Here is a 17,484-nt window from a genome sequence, read left to right on the forward strand (position 1 = left end):
CGGAGCCGTGCTCGATTTCTCCTGGGCCGCCGGAGAGTTCACGGCGACCGACGTCATGGCCGCGACCTCCCTCACCCGGTCCACCGCGATCGACGCGATCGACACCCTCGTCGGAGCCGGCGTACTGCAGGAGCTGCCCAACGCCCGGGCCGTGGGCGCCTACCGGTCCGGCCGGCCCGCTCGCCGTTTCGCACTGTCGGCAGACCTCGGTGTCGTGGTCGGGATCGACGCCGGAGACACCCATCTCGCCGTGACCGTCGCCGACCTCTTCGACCGGACCCTCGTGCACCACCGGACGGACGTCGATCAGCACCAGTCCGCGCCGGACCGTCGAGACACCATCCTCGACCGGCTCGGCGCGGCTCTCGACGAGGCCGGCGTCACGCGGGACCAGGTCCTCGCGCTGTGCGTCGGCGTCGCGGCCCCCGTCGACAGGGACGGCGTCTCGCCTCCCCATCCCGACGGCTTCTGGGAGCGCACCAATCCCGGCCTCACCGATGCTCTGCGGGACTGGGCGGCCGTCGTGGAGATCAAGAACGACGCCCAGCTGGCCGCCATCGCTGAGGGGAGCGACGGCGCGGCCGTCGGCTGCCGCGACTATGTCGCGCTCCTTTCGAGCGAGCGCTTCGGCGGGGGCGTGGTCGTCGACGGACACGTGTTGCACGGCGCACACGGCGGAGTCGGCGAGGGCGTCGTCTTCGACCACATCGTCGGTGTCGGATCCGCCGTCGGCCTCCCGCATGCGCTGCAGGATCAGACGCGGAAGGCGCTGGCCGATGGAGACATCGCTGCGGACGGCCCCCTCGGACGACTCGTCGCCAACGACCACCTCGACGCGCGGTCGGTGCTCACGCTCGCCGCATCCGGTGATGCGGATGCGCTCGAAGTGACGGACCGCGTCGGTACGGTCGTCGCCTGCGTCGTCGGGGTCCTCGGCAGCATGTACGACCCGGCTCGGGTGATCGTGTGCGGCGCCGTCGCGGAGAGCATCGAGCCGGTGCTCGACGCCGCGCGGCGGATTCTCCCCGCCGAGCTGCACCTGCCGGCCCCCGAGATCCTCGCCTCGACGCTCGGCGCGGAGGTCGTTTCCGTCGGAGCGCTCGCCACTGCCCGGCGCGCCGCCCGCGAGCGCGCGGTGCCGCGTCTCGCCGAGGAGCGCCTGACCCTCTCCGCCTGAGACCGGTGCGACGCCGCGTCGGGGTCGAGACACCACGTCCTCGGTGAGACACCACGCCGTACGTGATGTCTCACGCCGCGCGTGGTGCCTCACGCACCGAGCGCGTCAGTCGACGAGCAGCGCCGGCTCCTCGAGGATCGCGGCGACGTCGGCGATGAACCGGCTCATGCCGTCGCCGTCCACGACGCGGTGGTCGAACGAGCCGGCGACCGTCGTCACCCAACGAGGGCGGACCTCGCCGTCCACGACCCAGGGCTTCTGGCTGATCGTCCCCATCGCGAGGATGCCGGCCTCACCGGGGTTGATGATCGGGGTCCCGGCATCCATGCCGAACACACCGATGTTCGTGATCGTGAACGTGCCGCCCTGCTGGTCGGCCGGCGGCGTCTTGCCGTCGCGCGCCGTGAGCGTGAGGCGGTTGAGCGCGCGGGCGAGGTCCTTCATGCTCAGCTCCTGCGCGTCCTTGATGTTCGGCACGAGCAGTCCGCGCGGCGTCGCCGCGGCGATGCCGAGGTTGACGTAGTGCCGCACGGCGATCTCGGCGCCGTTCTCGGTCTCCACCCACGCGGCGTTCACCATCGGGTTGCGGCGGACCGCCCAGATGACGGCCCTGGCCACGATGAGCAGCGGCGACACCCTGATGTCGGCGTAGTCCGGCGAGGCCTTGAGGCGCTTGACGAGCTCCATCGTGCGGGTGGCGTCCACCTCTTTCCAGACCGTCACGTGCGGGGCGCTGTAGGCGCTCTGCACCATCGCCGAGGCGCTGACCTTGCGCACGCCCTTGACCGGGATGGACTCCGTGCGGTCGGCGTCCGCACCGATCTGGCTCTGCGTGGGGGCGATGCCGCGCGCCAGTCCCGCCTGGGCACCGGCGGGAGCCGGCACGACCTCGTCTCGGACGTCTCCCCACTCGGGCGTCTCGATGTTGCGGAAGACGCTCGCCTGCGAGGCGTGCTTGATCACGTCGTCCCTGGTGACCTCGCCGTCGGCACCGGTCGGCGTCACCGAGGACAGGTCGACATCGAGGTCACGGGCGAGCTTGCGGATCGGCGGCTTGGCGATCACCCCGACCGACGACCGGACGGGTCGCACGGCGGGCCGGGTGCGCCGGGAGGTGGCTCCGGCGCCCGTGCCGTATCCGACCAGCACCGAGCCACCGGCCTCTTCCGCCGCGGGGGCGGGAGACGAAGCTGCAGCGGGGGCCGCGGCATCCGATTCGAAACGGATGATGGGTGCGCCGACCTCGACCGTCGTCCCCTCGGAGACGAGGAGCTCGCCGACGACGCCCTCGTAGGGCGACGGGAGCTCGACGAGCGATTTCGCCGTCTCGATCTCCACGATCACGTCGTTGATGGCGACCGTGTCGCCCGGCGCGACCTTCCAGGTGACGATCTCGGCCTCGGTGAGGCCCTCACCGACGTCCGGCAGGTGGAAGTTCTGCGTGCTCATTGCGAGTCCTTTCGACGGACGATCCGGGCACAACTCCGGAGATTCTGTACGGATCCGCGGATTCGGCGTACGCCGAGGCCCGAATCTGCCAGATTCTCCGGAGTCACGCCCATGGGTCGGCCATTTCTCAGTAGGCCATCGATCGGTCGACGGCCTCGAGGATGCGGTCGGCATCGGGGAGGAAGGTGCCCTCGAGCTTGGCCGGAGGGAACGGGGTGTCGTACCCGGAGACCCGCAGGACCGGAGCCTCGAGCGCGTAGAACGCCCGCTCCATGACGGTCGCGGCGATCTCGCTGCCGATGCTGGAGAAGCCGGCGGCCTCCTGCGCGTAGACCATGCGCCCCGTCTTGCGGGCGGAGTCGAGGATGGGGCCGTAGTCGACCGGGGACAGCGAGCGGACGTCGACGACCTCGCAGCTCGTGCCCTCCCCCTCGGCGATCGCGGCGGCCTGCAGCAGCACCGTGACCATCGCTCCGTGACCGACGAGGGTGATGTCGGTGCCGGTGCGCACGACGCGCGACGCGTGCAGGGGGACAGCGGATGCCGCGATGTCGACCTCACCCTTCTGCCAGTAGCGGCTCTTGGGCTCCATGAAGATCACTGGGTCGTTCGAGGCGATCGCCTCCTGGATCATCCAGTACGCGTCGTTCGGCGTCGACGGCGACACGACCCGCAGCCCTGGGGTGTGCGCGAAGTACGCCTCGGGGCTCTCCTGGTGGTGCTCGACGGCGCCGATGTGCCCGCCGTAGGGGATGCGGATGACGATGGGCATCGAGATGGCACCCTCGTGCCGGTTGGTGAGCTTCGCCAGCTGCGTGGTGATCTGGTCGAACGCCGGGAACACGAATCCGTCGAACTGGATCTCGATGACAGGGCGGAAGCCCGCCATGGCCAGGCCGATCGCCGTGCCGACGATCCCGGACTCGGCCAAGGGAGTGTCGAGCACGCGCTGCTCGCCGAAGTCGCGCTGCAGGTGCTCGGTGATGCGGAAGACGCCGCCGAGTTTTCCGATGTCCTCCCCCATGAGCAGGACCTTCTGGTCCTGCTCCATCGCGGCACGCAGTCCGGCGTTGAGCGCCTTGGCGAACGGCATCGTCTCGAGGGTCACTTGGCGTCTCCTTCGTACGAGGCCTCGTAGCGCTCGCGCCAGGCGCGCTGCTCGTCGATCAGCGGATGCGGCTCGCTGTAGACGTGGTCGAAGATCGTGTTCGCCGGCGGTGGCCCGAGCTCGAGGGTGCGGGTGCGCAGGTCGTCGGCCGCCGCTGCGGCCTCGGCCTCCACGTCGGCGAAGAACGCCGCCGATGCCCCCTTGTTCGTCAGGAACGCGTGCATGCGCGCGATCGGGTCACGCTGCTCCCACGACTGCTCCTCGTCGCTGGTGCGGTACTTGGTGGGGTCGTCACTGGTGGTGTGCGCCCCGAGGCGGTACGTCTCGGCTTCGATCGCGCGCGGGCCCTTGCCGGCGCGCGCCTCGTCGAGGGCGACACGGGAGACGGCGTAACTGGCGAGGACGTCGTTGCCGTCGACACGGACGCTCGGGATGCCGTAGCCGCTGCTGCGCTGCGCGAACGGCACGCGCGTCTGGGTCGCGACGGGCACGGAGATCGCCCACTGGTTGTTCTGCAGGAAGAACACCGTCGGCGCCTGGTAGCTCGCAGCGAAGACCATCGCCTCGTGCACGTCGCCCTGACTGGATGCGCCGTCGCCGTAGTAGACGATCACCGCCTCGTCCTTGTCTGGATCACCGGTGCCGGAGCGGCCGTCGAAGGTGAGCCCCATGGCGTATCCGGTGGCGTGGAGAGTCTGCGAGCCGAGCACGAGCGTGTACAGCCGGGTGTTGCCGTTGACCGGATCGGTCGGGTCCCACCCGCCGTGCGAGACGCCGCGCATGAGCTTGATGATGCCGAGCGTGTCGACCCCGCGGATGCGCGTGACGGCGTGCTCGCGGTAGGACGGGAACAGGGTGTCCTGCGCGCGGGCGGCCCTGGCCGAACCGACCTGCGCCGCCTCCTGACCACGGCTCGGCGGCCACAGCGCGAGCTGTCCCTGACGCTGCAGGTTGGTGGCCTGGTTGTCGATGGTGCGGATGATGACCATGTCGCGGTAGAACTGCTCGAGTTCGGCGTCGCTGATCGCCTCGATCAGCGGCAGATACTGCTCGGCGGCAGCGTTCGGCGCGTATCGTCCGTCCGCCTCCAGGACGCGGACGAATTCGGTCTCTGAGGAGGTCACAGTTCTACGCTAGCGGCTCTCCCGCCCCTGGCTCTGGAGAGGTGCGACAACGGATCGGGTGACCTGTAGGACCTTCTCCACCGATTCATGCTCTCCGACGGATATGCGGATGCCGTCGCCGGAGAACGGTCGGACGATGATGTCGGCGTCGCGGAACACCTGTGCGACCTCGTCGGTACGGTCGCCGGTCGGCAGCCACACGAAGTTCGACTGGCTCTCCGGCACCGCCCACCCCTGGGCGCGGAGCCCGTCGACGAGAGATGCGCGGCGACCGACGAGGACGTTCACCCGTTCGAGCAGCTCCGCCTCGGCATCCAGGCTGGCGATCGCGGCGATCTCGGCGGCCGAGGTCACCGAGAGCGGGATGCCGGTGGAGCGGGCGGCGTCGAGGACCTTGGCATGTCCGATGGCGTACCCGACCCGCAGGCCGGCCAGACCGTATGCCTTGGAGAACGTGCGGAGCACGACGACATTGGGGTGCGCGTCGAACACCCGCTCACCGAGCCCGTCGACCGCACGGTCGTCGGTCACGAACTCGGCGTACGCCTCGTCGAGGATGATGAGGACGTCCGAGGGAACGCGCTCGACGAACGCGGCGAACTCCGCGCTCGTCACGATCGGGCCGGTGGGGTTGTTCGGGGTGCACACGATCACGGCCCTCGTGCGGTCGGTGATCGCATCCGCCATCGCGCCGAGGTCGTGCCTACCGGTCTGCGCGAGGTCGTCCGACTCGATGAGGGGCACCTCGACGCCGGTCGCGCCGGCGACGAGCACGAGTCCGGGGTACGCCTCGAAGGAGCGCCACGCGTAGACGACCTCGTCGCCCGCGGATGCCGCGGCCTGCACGAGCTGGTAGAGGATCGCGACGCTGCCGCTGGCGACGTGCACCTCGTCCACGGCGACGCCGTGACGGGCGGCGAGGCGCTCGCGCAACCGGGTGGCCGTCGCATCCGGATACCGGTTGATCGGCGTCGTCCCCTGCAGTGCCTCGAGCACGGAGGGCAGCGGCTCGAAGGGGTTCTCGTTGCTGGAGAGCTTGAAGGCGTCCGGACCCGCCTGCTTGCCCTGCCGGTACGGGGCGAGGGCGGCGATCTCTGGGCGGAGGCGGGGAAGGATCGGCTCGGTCACGAGGTCAGTCTACGAGCGCGACACCTCACCGCTGACAGGGCGACACGATCGTGCGAGACTGAGTCCACCATGCGCTTCCTCATCCGAGTCATCATCAACGCCTTCGCCATCTGGGTGGTGACGCTGATCCCGGCCCTGCAGGTCGAGGTCCGCCCGTTCGCGCCCGGCGAGACACTGCAGCTCGTGCTGACGCTGCTGGCTGTCGCGGCGATCTTCGCCCTGGTGAACACGATCATCGGCACGATCATCAAGATCGTCGCCTTCCCCCTCTACATCCTCACCCTCGGTCTCATCGGGCTCATCATCAACGGCTTCCTGCTGTGGCTGACGGCGTGGATCACTTCGAGCTTCGGCTGGGGACTGTCGCTCGGCTCCTTCTGGTGGGGCGTGCTGGCGGCGATCATCATCGCGATCATCAACGCCGTGTTCGGCGCGATCCTCCGGCCGCAGAAGAAGCGCCGCGACTGAAGCGTTCACCCGCGGCGCGCGACGAACTCCGTCGATTCGATGGACACCGCCTCGTTGAGCTCGCGCCAGCGGTCCCGGATGGCCTCGAGGCGCACGTCCGCTGACGCGTCGACGAGCTCGGCGGTCTCGATGTACCGGCCTTCGAAGTGGGTGTATCCGATGAGGTCCTGCGGGCCGCGTACGGGGTCGCCGACGCGTGTGACGACGATGCTGTCCTGCGACCCTGTGCCCGCAGGGGAACCGCCGCCGGCGAGTGCGCTGACCACGTCGTCGGTGTGGCGCAGCTCGATGAGCAGCTGATCGTCGGCGACGGCCGGGTGCACCGGGCTTCCCGCCGTGACCTGGACCCGTACGTCGAATTCGCTCTGCGATGACAGGTATGCGGCGTTCATCGCGGCCTGCGAGTGCGCGTAGACGTCCACCTGGTCGCCCGGCTGGGCGCCGGCCGCCTCCAGTGCGGCGACGGTCGCGGCATACGATGCCGACTCCTGTCCCCTGTACAGCTCGAGGTTCGACACCATGTCGAACGGCTCCTCGCGCCCGAAGACCCCGAGCGCCTGCGTCCCCTTCTCGTACAGCGCATAGCGCCGCGAGCCGTCGGCCATCGTGTACTTCTCGACCTTGATCTGCGCCCCGTCCGAGGCGGGGAACCGCCGGAAGGCCTCGGCGAGGCTCGTCGGAGGAGCGATCGGCGACTCCGTCCTCACCGGTCTCACCGACACCGGTCCGCCGCTGCCGGTCAGCGATGCTCCAGGCGGCAGCGTGCCGGCTCCACTTCCGCCCACCGTCGCGGCCATGGCGAAGAACACCCCCAGGTCGAGGCCCGGCCCGTCGACCGTGCCCGGCCATCCGAGGTCGTACTGCTCCCGGAGGCCGTCGAAGCGCCGCTTCTCCCATCCGGCGACGAGCCAGGCCTCCATCTCGACGATGCGCGGGTCGGACTCCTCGAGTTCGGCGATCCGGTCCCGCACCGCCGCTGCCCGCGCGTCATCCTGCAGGGCGAGCCCCGCGAGCTCCGCCCGGCGTTCGACGAGTTCATAAGCGTCGGACGCGAGACGCGTGTTCTCACCCGCCGTGCGGCACTCCTCGTGCAGCGCCTCGCAGCGCGCCGCACTGGCCCACAGCGCGACGGTGTCCACCCGCTCCGACGCGCCAGGCAAGCCGACGAGGAGCGCGTGCGCACGGCGTGCGTCCGTCGCGGCATCCGCGATGCGAGGCGCGAGTGCGCACAGAGCGTCGGCGACGGCGCGCAGCGCCTGCGGGTCGACGGCGATCGCGCCCCCGTGCGTGATCTCGAGGTCATCGGTCATGACGCCGCCGCCGCATCGATCTCCCACATCCGGGTGTTGAGTTCGCCGATCTCCGCGGCCGTCCGCGCGCGCAGCGCCACGATGAGCTCGTGCAGCGCGCGCACTCCGTCGGCCTGCCACTCGGTCGCCCCGATCAGCGGCAGCAGGGCGGCACCGGCACTTTCCGCTGCGGCGATCGCATCCGTGAGAGCTCGCCGCGCCGCGTAGAGGGTCCAGAGCGCCTCCGAGGTCCACCCGTCGGCGGCGGTGATGTCGAGCATGCAGCCAGGGTGCCAGGGGGCGGCATCGCACCGATCGTGCGAACGCAGGACGTGTGCACGGCGCGTATCGATGTACCGGTGTGCAGAACGCGACGCCTCCGACGCGCATCCGGCTGTGCAGCGACGGCATCGAACGGCAGAATGGACGCGTGTCCCCGACAGATCCGTTCCGCGTCATGTTCGTGTGCACGGGCAACATCTGCCGCTCACCGATGGCCGAGGTGGTGTTCCGCGACCTCGCCGAGCATCAGGGGGTCGGTCCGCTCATCGTCTCGCGCAGCGCCGGTACGGGCGAATGGCACGTCGGCGAGCGCGCGGACGTGCGCACGCTCGAGGCGCTGGAGCGACGCGGCTACGACGGGACGGCGCATCGCGCGAAACAGTTCACCGCGGCGTCCTTCGCCGAGAACGACCTCATCGTGGCACTGGATCGCACGCACGAACGGATCCTCCGTCAGTGGGCTCGCGACGAGGACGACGAGGGCAAGGTGACTCTGCTCCTCGCCTTCGACCGGTTCGCCGAGGGCCTGGACGTCCCGGACCCGTACTACGCCGACACCGCGATGTTCGACGCCGTGCTGGCTATGATTGAGACCGCGACCCGAGGCCTGTTCCGACAGCTCGAACCGGCTCTGCGTCAGGGCCGCAGGACACCCCGCACGCCCCGGATCTGACGGGGCCCGATCAGGAGGACTCCCCTGACTTCGTCGAATGACTTCCCCGTCCAGCCGCTGAGCCCCCTCGACGGCCGCTACCGTCCGGCCGTGGCGCCGCTCGGCGAGTACCTGTCGGAGGCGGGACTGAACCGGGCCCGCGTCGAGGTGGAGATCGAGTGGCTGATCGCCCTCACCGACCGCTCGATGTTCGGCACCTCGCCGCTGGCGGAGGACGTCAAGGACCGTCTGCGCGCGCTCTACCGCGACTTCGGCCAGGCCGAGATCGACTGGCTCGCCGAGAAGGAGGCCGTGACCCGTCACGACGTCAAGGCCGTCGAGTACCTCGTGCGCGACCGCCTGTCCACGCTCGGGCTGGATGCGATCGCCGAGCTCACGCACTTCGCGTGCACGAGCGAGGACATCAACTCCGTCTCGTACGCCCTCACCGTCAAGCGCGCGGTCGAGAACGTGTGGCTGCCGGCCCTCGACGGCGTCATCGCCCGGCTGCGTGAGCTGGCGGTCGAGCACGCGGATGCCGCGATGCTCTCCCGCACGCACGGACAGCCCGCGACGCCCTCGACCATGGGCAAGGAGCTCGCGGTGTTCGCGTGGCGTCTCGAGCGCGTCCGCGCGCGCATCGCCGGAGCCGACTACCTCGCGAAGTTCTCCGGTGCGACCGGGACCTGGTCGGCGCACCTCGCGGCGGACCCGGACGCCGACTGGCCGCAGATCGCCAAGGATTACGTCGAGGGGCTGGGGCTGGGCTTCAACATCCTCACCACGCAGATCGAGTCGCACGACTGGCAGGTCGAGCTGTACGACGGCATCCGTCACGCCGGCGGCATCCTGCACAACCTCGCGACCGACATCTGGACCTACATCTCGCTCGGCTACTTCGCGCAGATCCCCGTCGCCGGCGCCACCGGCTCGTCGACCATGCCGCACAAGATCAACCCGATCCGGTTCGAGAACGCCGAGGCGAACCTCGAGCTGTCGGCCGCGCTGCTCGGCTCGCTGTCGCAGACGCTCGTCACCTCGCGCCTGCAGCGGGATCTCACCGACTCGACGACGCAGCGCAACATCGGTGTGGCGTTCGGGCACTCGCTGCTCGCCCTGGACAACCTGCGCCGCGGCCTGGGCGAGATCTCCCTGTCGCGCGATGTGCTGCTCGCGGACCTCGATGTGAACTGGGAGGTCCTCGGCGAGGCCATCCAGACCGTGATCCGCGCCGAGGTCGTCGCCGGTCGTTCGACGATCAGCGACCCGTACGCATTGCTGAAGGAGCTCACCCGCGGTCACCGCGTCGGTGCAGCCGACCTCGCAGCCTTCGTCGAAGGGCTCGAGATCGGCGATGCCGCCAAGCAGCGCCTGCTGGCCCTCACGCCGGCGACGTACACCGGCATCGCGGAGCGCCTCGCGAAGTGATCCCGTTCCCCGTTCGCGTCGCCAAGGGCGCGCGGACGGGGATCGTGAGTCCCGGATGCCGGGGCGTGGTCAGGAACGCGCGGGGCCAGGGGCCGCCGGCGCGGAGGCGCGCGGACTCAGGACGCCGTGGGCTCGCCGCCCGCGGGACCCTTCTGCTGCACGTCGTCGCTCGCCGCGGCACCGGTCTGCTCGTCCGGCTCGCCGTCGTAGAGCACGGGGCGACCCATGGTCTTGTCCTCGTACTGCCGGGGGTCGACGGCGAGGATGAGCATCGACATGATCAGCAGCGTCACGATGAACGCTCCTCCGCCGATGACGAGGCCGAGGCCGATCGGCGTCAGACCCTGGTAGGTCCCGGTCGCGATCGCGTTGTTGACACGGGCGGTGAACGCTCCGGTGGTGACCAGCGTCACGACCGCGGCGAACACACCGGCTGCGAGGGCGATGCCGAGCAGGTGCAGCGGACGCAGCAGCTCCCGGCGGGTGGACTTCTTCTCTTCGCTCACGCTGTGCCTCCCGTCGTCGTCGACTCGTCCGCAGCATCGGCGGCTCCGGTGGTCGTCGCATCCTTCTGTCCGGTCAGACGCGGCGAGAGCCCCGCGATCGCGAGGAAGACCGCGACGATGGCGGCGTATCCGCCGAACATGCCGACGGCGAGGATGATCCCCGAGAGCGTCAGCGCTCCAGGACCGTCGACCGAGTACTGCAGGGTGAAGTCGAAGGGGATGAGGAGCAGGATGACCGCGAGGAGGAGGCCGAAGGCGCCGACGACGATCGCGTCCTTCCCCGCAGGGTCGGTGCGGCGGGCACGCAGGCCCGCGATGAGTTCGACGAGACCGGACACCGCCGCCCAGACGATCACGACGATGAAGAACGCCGCGTCGGTGCGCCAGGTGGGGATGCCGCTGACGATCGCCGCCGCCAGGTCGAGCGTGGCAAGCAGGATGTACGGCCAGCGCGTGCCGGCCGATGCGACCACCCATGCGCCGACGATGAGGATGAAGCCGCTGGCGGCGGTGAATCCTCCGAACACGGAGAAGCCGATGGCCGCAGAGTGATCGGGAGAGAACGTGATCATGAGTGCGGCGGCGGCGGCGAACAGCGCGCGCAGCAGCTGGACGTGGCGCACGGTGAACGCGCGGGCAGGGGCAGACATGACGGTTCCTCGTTCGGAGTTGTGCCTCCAGTCTACGCGGGGCCTCGCGGGCCACGCGCCGCCCTCATCGCACGACGGCGGTCGCCGTCCGCAGATGGGTCAGCACCTCATGGCTGATCGAGCCGAGGAGGAAGCGGGCGAACGCTCCTCGGCCGCGCGAACCGACGACCGCGAGACGGGCGTCGGCGGCGAGACCGTTGATGACTGCGGAGGGATAGCCACGGCGCACCTCTCTGCGGATCTCGAGGTCGGGGTAGTCCTGGCTCAGGCCGGCGAGGGACACGGCGAGGGTCTCCTGGGCGGCCTTCTCCAGGCTCTCGATGTACAGCTCCGGGTAGACGATGGAGTTGCGGTGGTGTGTGGTGATCGGGGTCCACACCGTGACGGCGATGAGCGGTTCGCCGAGCCGGTCCGCCTCGGCTGCGGCGAATCTGATGGCGGCTTCGGACACCGGCGATCCGTCGACGCCGACGACGACGCCGGTCCCTTCGGCGACATCGCGGTCCGGCACGACGACGACGGGGACCTTCGCCGCTGAGGCGATGCGGATGCCGTGCACACCGCGCGCAGGGCCCTCGTCCGGGCCGCGGTAGTCGCTGCCGATGACGAGCATCTCCTCGTCGGCGGAGGCGGCCGTGAGCTGGGAGACCGGGTCGCCGTGGAACACGGCGTGCTCGACCGAGAGACCGGTGGCGCGCAGGCGTTCGGCCTCGGCGCTGAGCCAGTCCTCCGTCAGCCGCTCGGTGTCGGCGAGCACCTGCTTCTCACCGACCACACCCAGGGCCCCGCCAACGACGGAGACGATGAGCAGTCCACGGTGGAACTGCGCCGCGCGCCGCGCGGCCCAGGCCAGTGCCCGCTCCCCCGCTGAGGTCTGCTCGATACCGACGACGATCCGTGCGTTCATGGTCGTGCCTCCTGCGCCGAGGCTACCGCGGGGTTCGGTGGCATGCCAACCTCCGCGGCCGTGATTATCGCCCCCCCCCGGCGCGGCGATGCGGCGAGCGCGCCCGGTCAGTCCCCGACGGCGACGGGGTGGCCGGGGGTATTCGACCACTGACTCCACGAGCCGTGGAAGATCTTCGCGTCGATACCGGCCTCGGCGAGCACGAGCGCGGTGTGCGCTGCCGTGATGCCGGAGCCGCAGTAGGCCGCGACGGGTGTGCCGTCGCTGACACCGACCTCGGCGAAGCTCCGCCGCAGCGTCTCGAGGTCGAGCAGGGTGCCGTCCTCTGCGACGTGCCGCGTCGTGGGGAGGTTCACCGCCCCGGGGATGTGACCGGCGATCGGATCGAGCGGCTCCGTCTCACCGCGGAAGCGCTCCGGCGCGCGCACGTCGAGCAGCACACCCGTCTGGGGGAAGGCGGCCGCCTCGTCGATGGTCAGGCTGTCGCCGGTGACGTCGTGCAGCGTCACCGCCCCCGGTGCGTACTCCACCGAGCCGCTCTCGATGTCGCCGCCGGCCGCCTGCCACGCGCGCCATCCGCCGTCGAGGACCCGCACGTCGACCCCGCCCTGCCGCAGCAGCCACCATGCGCGCGCCGCGGGCAGTCCGCCGGCATCGTCATAGGCGACGACGAGGTCGCCGTCGTTCACGCCCCATCGGCGCGCGGCATCCTGCACCTGTGCCGTGGTCGGCAGCGGGTGCCTGCCCTCCTCCGGTAGGCCGTGCCTGGTCAGCTCCTCTTCGAGATCGGCGAAGACGGCGCCGGGAATGTGCCCCTGCAGGTACTCCGCACGCCCGTCGAACATCTCGCCTCCACCGGGGGCACTCAGACGCCACCGCACATCGATCACGCGCACGGCGTCCTCGCGCAGCAGATCGGCCAGTTCGGTCGCGCTCACAAGGTGGGACATGATCTCCGGCTGCGCCTTTCTCGATCCGGTCGGCCGGTGTTTCAGTCCTCGTCGGACTTCTCGTCGGCGTCATCGGCGTCCTGGGCGTCGGCATCCGAGCTCTCATCCGTGTCGTCGGCGTCCGTCTCGTCGGCCTCGACCTCTGGTGCCAGCTCGATGACCTCGTCGCCCTCCTCGAGGACGTCGACGTCGTCGGCATCCTCGCTCTCCTCGGCGTCGGACGCGAACACGCCCTCAGGACGGATGAGCTCGCGCACCTCGGCCATGAAGCTGTTCAACTGCTGCTGCTGCCAGCGCAGCTGCCGGGTACGGTCCTCCGCGTCGCGGAGCACGTCGGCGGTGTGCCCCGTGACGGTGCTGACGATCTTCTGCGCCTTCACCTGTGCGCGCTCCAGCGTGTCGCGGGCGCGCACCTGAGCGTCGGCCTCGATCGACTGGGCCTGAGAGCGCATGAGGCGCTCGTAGTCGTCCGCCTTGGCCGAGATGCGCTTGGCGTGCTCGAGCGACGATGCGACCTGCTCGTTGGCGTCGGCGGTGATCCGCTCCGCGTGCGCGACGGCCTGGTTGTGCAGCAGCAGGAACTCCTGCTGGGCGTCGTCCTGTCGGCGGGTGAGGGTCTCCTCGAACTCCAGCACGCGTGCGTTCATCTCGCGCACCTCCCGTTCGGCATCCGCGCGCTGCTGGGTGGTCTCACGGGTGACCATCGACCGCAGAGCCGCGGCGCCCTTCTCCGCTTCGGTGCGGATGGTGGCCGCCTCCTGCTCTGCCTGGTTCACCTTCTCGGCGGCATGAGCGGCCTCGCGCTGGATGCGGGCCTCGTGCGCGGTGTACTCGGTCTCGATGCGCAGCCGCACCTGGTCGGCGTCGTGCTGCGCCTGCGCGGTGACGCGATCGACCTCGGCGGCGAGCTCGGCACGGCGGCCGTCGGCCTCTTCGCGTGCCGCCTGGAGCAGCCGCTCGGCCTGCACTGCCGCGTTCTGGATGAGGACGGACGCCTGCTCCTCGGCGACCCGGAGCACCGCCTCGAACTGCAGCCGCGAGCCCTCGGTGTCGGCGTCGTCCTTGGGAGCGTCGATCAACTCGTTCGACAGTGCGCTGACCTGCTGCTCTGCCTCAGCGGCCTGCGCACGCGCGGCGGCCAGGTCGGCCTCGAGGGCGGCGATGCGCTTCTCGTCGGCCTCGCGCGCCTCGGCGAGCCGCTCCTCCTGCTGCTTCTCGATCTCGGCGATGCGTGCGTCGCTCTCCGCGATCCGCTCTTCGCTCTCCGCACGTACCGCTTCGACCTCGGCTCGCACGGCCTCGACGTCGCGGTTCACACCGGAGCGCGCCTCGGCGAGCTCGGTCTCCGCCCGCTGCACCTGCATCCGCAGGCCGGCGATGGCGGCATCCACCTCTCCGCGGTCGTACCCGCGGAAACCGACGGTGAAGCTGTCCTGCTCTCGTGACGGCCCCTGCGCAAGCTGATCGAAGAAGTCCGTGTCCTGCTCGTCGGTTCGGTTCTGGGCGGAATCGTTCACAGCAGTGACACCTTTTCAGATCGAGGGAGGATGAGCGTCGGCACTCGCCGACCAGCCTAACCAGTGGGTGCGTCGACGGGAACCGGCGACGATAAACTGCCGTCGACCCCGAGAGAAGGACTCCCGCGATGCCGCGTTTCGATCTGCCCGCCCCCGAACTGCGCTCCTACCGACCCGAGGTGGCCGAACCGGCCGACTTCGACGACTTCTGGGAGCAGACGCTCGCCGAGTCCCGCGCGCTGGCCCAGCCGATCCAGTTGCGACGCATCGACTCGCCGTTGCAGGCGGTCGAGGTCTACGACGTCACCTTCAGCGGATTCGGCGGAGACCCCATCGGCGGATGGCTGCTGCTGCCGACCGGCGCCGAGGGCCCCCTGCCGACGGTCGTGGAGTTCAACGGATACGGCGGAGGGCGCGGCCTGCCCCACGAGCGACTCGGCTGGGCGGCCGCCGGCTACGCGCACTTCTTCATGGACACGCGAGGCCAGGGCAGCGGATGGGGAACCGGCGGGGTGACCGCCGACCCGCACGGCTCCGGCCCTGCCACGCCGGGCTACATGACCCGCGGCATCGAGGACCCGCACGACTACTACTACCGACGCGTGTACACCGACGCAGTGCTCGCGATCGACGCCGTCCGCACGCTGGACCGGATCGACTCCGCCCGCGTCGCCGTCTGCGGTGGCAGCCAGGGCGGTGGGATCGCGATCGCCGCGGCCGCACTGTCGAGCGGTCTCATCGCCGCCATGCCGGACGTGCCGTTCCTGTGCCACTTCGAACGCTCCGTCGGCCTCACCGACCGCGATCCGTACAACGAGATCGTCCGCTACCTCTCCGTCCACCGAGACGCCGCAGAGCGCACCTTCGCCACGCTGTCCTACTTCGACGGCGTGAACCTCGCCCGTCGCGCCACAGCACCCGCGCTGTTCTCCGTCGCCCTGATGGATCCGGTGTGCCCTCCGTCGACCGTGTACGCGGCGCGCAACCACTGGGGCGGCTCTGCGGACATCGTCGAGTACGCGTTCAACGAGCACGAGGGCGGACTCGGGCTGCAGTGGCAGAAGCAGGCGGCGTTCCTCGCGGAGCAGCTCGCCGGCTGAACCGCACCACCGCGCACGCGCCCGCGTCGCCGCGCGGTCACGCCGAGCACAACAACACCCCCGGTCCGTCGCGATGAGCGCGGACCGGGGGTGTTCTGGTGTCAGCCGGCGGACGTGCTCCGGCGGTGGTTGATGCGATGCCCGATCCAGAAGCCGATCGCAATGAGGCCGAGCAGCCCGATGCCGAGCATCCAGGGCAGCAGCGAAGGGGCGGCACTCGCCGTCGCCGTCGCCAGTTGATCCGATCCGTCGGCGATGCGTCCGTTGCCGTCCGCGAGCTCCGAGGCGCCGGTGGCGAGGGTGCGGCCCCCGTCGGCGAGTTCGCCCGCACCGGCGGAGATCGTGTCCGCGCCCTCGGCGAGCTCTCGCATCCCGCCGTCGAGGGTCTTCACTCCGGCGTGGAGCGTGCCGGTCCCGTCGGCGAGAGTGGCCGCGCCGGCGTTCAGACGCGACGCCCCGGCGTCGAGCTGTGCGACACCCGACTGCAGAGAGGCGGCACCACCGGAGAGCGTGTCCAGGCCTCCGGACAGGCGGCCTGCCCCGGCGGCGAGCTGTGCGGTGCCGTCCTTCAAGGGCTGCATCCCGGCGGAGAGCTGCTGGGCTCCCGCGGCGAGCTGGGCCGTGCCGCCCTTGAGCTTCTGCGTCCCCTTCAGGAGAGCGGGCGCACCCTTCTGCTCGTTCACGAGCGCGACGGTGCCGGGCCATCCCTCTGTCGGGATCCCGTTGACCAGACCGTTCACACCGCCCGCGACTCGTGCGGCGCCGTCAGCGGCGGCCAGTGTCCCTGCGGCGAGGTCGGGTGCTGCGCCGGCTGCGCCGACGATTCCGTCCACCTGCTGCTTGAGGCCGGCGGCCGTCATCGCGAGGATCCTCAGGTCGGCGTTCTCCGGATCGGCGGCGGCGAGCTTGCCGAGCTCCTCAGCGACGTACTGTGCGTTTCCAGGGGCACCGGCGGCCGCCCCCTGGATCGCCGCCTTCGTCTCGACAGAGGCCAGCATCTGCAGCTGCGGCGAGACGGCGGCCGAGAGACGCCCGCTCAGGTCATCCGCGCCGATCTGGAGTTCGGTGGCGACCATGTGTGCTCCGGCGACGCCCTTCGCAAGGTTCGTCATGCCCTCGAGCACGTCCTTCGCGCCCTTGTCCGCGGCGACCGCCCCGTCGGCGACGCCGCGCGCCCCGTCGACCGCGCGCTGTGCACCCGCATCCGCCTGTGCGAGGCCGTAGGACAGATCGTTCGCGCCGTCGAGGGCACTCTGCGCACCGCCGGCGACCCGCTCCGCGCCGGAGAGCGCGCTCGACGTGCCGGCGGCGAGGCTGTCGGCGCCCTCCATGAGAGTCGTCGCGCCCGTCGACGCCTTCTGCGCGCCCGCGACGAGCTTCTGCGAACCGGCGTGAGCGCTCGCTGCGCCCTCGGCCAGCTCAGCGGTCCCGTCGGCCAGCGTTCCCGCACCGGCAGAGAGATCGCCGGCTCCGGCGGCGATCTGCGCCGAGCCGCCCTTGGCCGTCTGGGTACCGCCGGAGAGTTCGGCCGCACCGGCGGCGACCTTCCCCATCATCGCGAAGAACAGGATCACCATCGTGGCCAGCATCACGCTGAGAACGATGACGGTGATGCGCATGCCGTTGCCGTGCGCGTGTGTGGTGGGACTCGAACTTGCCGCTTGGTACCAAGTTTCGCCATCGGTGAACCTCGGTCTTATGTACCCTGTCGACAAAAGGAGTTGACTCGAGGTCAACAAGGCGTGCACG

The 17,484-nt window shown here is 70.3% G+C and carries 17 protein-coding genes; 5 read left to right on the forward strand and 12 right to left on the reverse strand.

The features are described from left to right. The first annotated feature begins 7 nt into the window (after positions 1-7). On the forward strand, positions 8-1,177 hold the full coding sequence (locus HD600_RS05745) for an ROK family protein (protein ID WP_184282189.1): 1,170 nt from the start codon (positions 8-10) through the stop codon (positions 1,175-1,177). Positions 1,178-1,282: 105 nt separating this feature from the next. On the opposite strand, the gene HD600_RS05750 is transcribed toward HD600_RS05745, so the two are convergent. The 4 genes from HD600_RS05750 to HD600_RS05765 form a co-directional block, all read right to left on the reverse strand. Next, positions 1,283-2,626, reverse strand: coding sequence for a dihydrolipoamide acetyltransferase family protein (locus HD600_RS05750; protein WP_184282191.1), 1,344 nt, complete (start codon positions 2,624-2,626; stop codon positions 1,283-1,285). Between the two features lie 127 nt (positions 2,627-2,753). Further along, entirely contained in the window at positions 2,754-3,719 is a 966-nt protein-coding gene (locus tag HD600_RS05755) for an alpha-ketoacid dehydrogenase subunit beta (RefSeq protein ID WP_184284726.1), read from the reverse strand. Positions 3,720-3,730: 11 nt separating this feature from the next. Beyond that, positions 3,731-4,858: a thiamine pyrophosphate-dependent enzyme gene (locus HD600_RS05760; protein ID WP_184282193.1), complete on the reverse strand. Its 1,128-nt coding sequence runs from the start codon at positions 4,856-4,858 to the stop codon at positions 3,731-3,733. A 9-nt stretch (positions 4,859-4,867) separates the two neighbouring features. Next, positions 4,868-5,986, reverse strand: a complete 1,119-nt coding sequence (locus HD600_RS05765) for a histidinol-phosphate transaminase (RefSeq protein WP_184282195.1) — start codon at positions 5,984-5,986, stop codon at positions 4,868-4,870. Between the two features lie 69 nt (positions 5,987-6,055). Between HD600_RS05765 and HD600_RS05770 the strand changes: the two genes are divergently transcribed. Continuing rightward, the gene (locus tag HD600_RS05770) at positions 6,056-6,454 is read left to right on the forward strand and encodes a phage holin family protein (protein WP_144793669.1); all 399 of its coding nucleotides are present in this window, start codon (positions 6,056-6,058) and stop codon (positions 6,452-6,454) included. A gap of 5 nt (positions 6,455-6,459) precedes the next feature. Here HD600_RS05770 and HD600_RS05775 read toward each other — a convergent pair whose 3' ends face one another. Further along, a complete protein-coding gene (locus HD600_RS05775; RefSeq protein ID WP_184282197.1) occupies positions 6,460-7,764 on the reverse strand; it encodes a hypothetical protein in 1,305 nt (434 codons plus the stop codon). Then, positions 7,761-8,024, reverse strand: a complete 264-nt coding sequence (locus tag HD600_RS05780) for a hypothetical protein (RefSeq protein ID WP_184282199.1) — start codon at positions 8,022-8,024, stop codon at positions 7,761-7,763. The genes HD600_RS05775 and HD600_RS05780 overlap by 4 nt, the downstream gene beginning before the upstream one ends. Before the next feature lie 212 nt (positions 8,025-8,236). On the opposite strand from HD600_RS05780, the gene HD600_RS05785 reads away from it, so the two are divergent. Continuing rightward, positions 8,237-8,698, forward strand: a complete 462-nt coding sequence (locus HD600_RS05785) for a low molecular weight protein-tyrosine-phosphatase (RefSeq protein WP_241731736.1) — start codon at positions 8,237-8,239, stop codon at positions 8,696-8,698. 24 nt (positions 8,699-8,722) lie between these two features. Then, on the forward strand, positions 8,723-10,105 hold the full coding sequence (gene purB, locus HD600_RS05790; protein WP_184284728.1) for an adenylosuccinate lyase: 1,383 nt from the start codon (positions 8,723-8,725) through the stop codon (positions 10,103-10,105). A 116-nt stretch (positions 10,106-10,221) separates the two neighbouring features. Here the strand turns inward: purB and HD600_RS05795 are convergent, their stop codons facing one another. The 5 genes from HD600_RS05795 to HD600_RS05815 all read right to left on the reverse strand — a co-directional run bounded on the left by HD600_RS05795 (position 10,222) and on the right by HD600_RS05815 (position 14,635). Continuing rightward, on the reverse strand, positions 10,222-10,611 hold the full coding sequence (locus HD600_RS05795) for a hypothetical protein (RefSeq protein ID WP_184282201.1): 390 nt from the start codon (positions 10,609-10,611) through the stop codon (positions 10,222-10,224). Further along, positions 10,608-11,261 (reverse strand): acyl-CoA synthetase, encoded by a 654-nt coding sequence (locus HD600_RS05800; protein WP_184282203.1) that lies wholly within the window; start codon positions 11,259-11,261, stop codon positions 10,608-10,610. The genes HD600_RS05795 and HD600_RS05800 overlap by 4 nt, the downstream gene beginning before the upstream one ends. A 64-nt stretch (positions 11,262-11,325) precedes the next feature. Continuing rightward, positions 11,326-12,168, reverse strand: coding sequence for a universal stress protein (locus HD600_RS05805; protein ID WP_184282205.1), 843 nt, complete (start codon positions 12,166-12,168; stop codon positions 11,326-11,328). Between the two features lie 107 nt (positions 12,169-12,275). Continuing rightward, complete coding sequence (locus tag HD600_RS05810; protein WP_144793686.1) at positions 12,276-13,118, reverse strand: sulfurtransferase; 843 nt, start codon at positions 13,116-13,118, stop codon at positions 12,276-12,278. Between the two features lie 41 nt (positions 13,119-13,159). Then, entirely contained in the window at positions 13,160-14,635 is a 1,476-nt protein-coding gene (locus HD600_RS05815; protein WP_338402156.1) for a coiled-coil domain-containing protein, read from the reverse strand. 128 nt (positions 14,636-14,763) lie between these two features. Between HD600_RS05815 and HD600_RS05820 the strand changes: the two genes are divergently transcribed. Continuing rightward, positions 14,764-15,735, forward strand: a complete 972-nt coding sequence (locus tag HD600_RS05820; protein ID WP_184282207.1) for an acetylxylan esterase — start codon at positions 14,764-14,766, stop codon at positions 15,733-15,735. Between the two features lie 101 nt (positions 15,736-15,836). Here HD600_RS05820 and HD600_RS05825 read toward each other — a convergent pair whose 3' ends face one another. After that, positions 15,837-17,354, reverse strand: coding sequence for a TrbL/VirB6 family protein (locus tag HD600_RS05825; protein WP_184282209.1), 1,518 nt, complete (start codon positions 17,352-17,354; stop codon positions 15,837-15,839). Positions 17,355-17,484: the final 130 nt, after the last annotated feature.

This window comes from Microbacterium ginsengiterrae (assembly GCF_014205075.1).
Classification (GTDB): Bacteria; Actinomycetota; Actinomycetes; order Actinomycetales; family Microbacteriaceae; genus Microbacterium; species Microbacterium ginsengiterrae.